Source organism: Vibrio sp. Vb1755, assembly GCF_033338635.1.
GTDB lineage: Bacteria > Pseudomonadota > Gammaproteobacteria > Enterobacterales > Vibrionaceae > Vibrio > Vibrio alginolyticus.
In genome coordinates, this window is sequence record NZ_JAWOTA010000094.1 from 1 (window position 1) to 1,633 (window position 1,633).

Below are 1,633 nucleotides of genomic sequence, written 5' to 3' on the forward strand. Positions count from 1 at the left end.
TCATCGTAGGTCGAATCGGTCTTCCAATGGTACTCGCCTGTCACGTCCCACTCTTTCATCACTCGGTAAGAAGCACTTAAGCCGTACAAAGAGATTTTGCTGTCAACCGGAATGTCCTCACCCGATTGACGAGTGAAAAGTTCATGCTTGTTTTTGAATGCGTATTTCGCGCCTAAATCCCAGTTGGCATCAAGTGAATAGATGCCTTCCACTTCAATGATATGGCTTTCTTCATCTTTGTAATCCACATCGCGATTGAGTTGGTCGAAGTCCACTAAGTAGGTGTAGCGCGACAACAAATTCAAACGATCGTTGTAAATTGGGCGATACGCCAATCCAGCGGTCGACTCAATAAAACGAGCCAACATTTTGTCGCTTGATTTGCTTTCTGAGCGTGAGTAATTGAACTTACCGAATAAGGTGTACTCTTCCGTCAGGTGATGGGTGTAACGGTTGGTCGTCACCCATTGGTCAATGCGTTTTTTGTCTGGGTCAGCAGAGTCATCTGTCTTATCGACACGATATTCCACTTTGTTCTTGAACAACACATCATCGACATCAATCGAGGTGCTTACACTCACCGCTTGGCGCTCGGTGGTGATGTTTTGATCATCCTCGATTTCGCCTTTCTGATAGCCGATACCCATGTCGATGTCGTCGTTCATGTCGTAGCCAAAGCCGAATGAATCGATGCGACCTTTGCCGTTGTTCTCATCAACAAACTGGTTCTCTTGGTAGAAATCGACCGTTGAAGTCAGATCTGCACGTTGGCCGACAATCACGTTGTTTTTGCCTTCGTAGCTGTCATCGACATAGGTTAAGTAAGTGCTGTAGTCTTCCGTCACATCATAAGTCACGCTGGCTTCAGCCGCATCGCCACGATCGCCCATGGTGTATTCTGCGCCAACGACGAAGTCTTCTAAAATACGCGTTTCACCACCAATAGTGACGCTATTGTTCTCATCGTACTCATCTGTTTTTCCAACGGTTTTTTGCCCTTTGATGTAAACATTGTTGTCGCTATCCCAAATGTAATCGGCACGCAGGCCCGCTAAGGTGCCTTTGCCTTTTTCGTCTTCGTTGTTTAGCTCTTCGACCTGTTTACCTGCTGCGGAAATCTTAATGTGTTTGGTCACTTTGACCTGAGTTTCCAGTTCTGCCTGTTGAGAATCCGTTCTTAGTGTGCCGTCGGACTCACGCTCTTCCATCGAGGTAAATCGAGTTTTCACCGCAACACGATCCGTTGCTTGAAGACGGATTTCCGTACCATAAGATTCTTGTTCTAAATCGTCATCTTGGCTTGCGTAGCTGTAACCTGCATCTTTAGATTTGTACCAAGCTTTAACATCGTTACCCACAGCAGAAAACACGCTCGGGGCGATATCGTAGAGGTTCATCACCCCTTTCACTTGATAAGAGTCACCTTCACGATCATCCGCACTGCCACCAATAGGCGTAAAGGTTAAACCGCCATCGAAAGAGACATAGTTAGAATCGGTTTGACGACCTTTACTGTGGCCGAACTCGGCTTTCAAATAGGTGCCTTCTGATGCTCGTAGCGTTAAGTCTGTGCCGTACGCTTCATAGTCTTGGTTATCTTTTTCTTCGGTTTGATAGTTTGCACCTACACCGA

1 pseudogene is annotated in these 1,633 nt (G+C 46.4%); it reads right to left on the reverse strand.

The annotated features are described in order from the left end of the window. Positions 1–1,633, reverse strand: a pseudogene (locus tag R7E00_RS22870) (hypothetical protein); the annotation flags it as partial.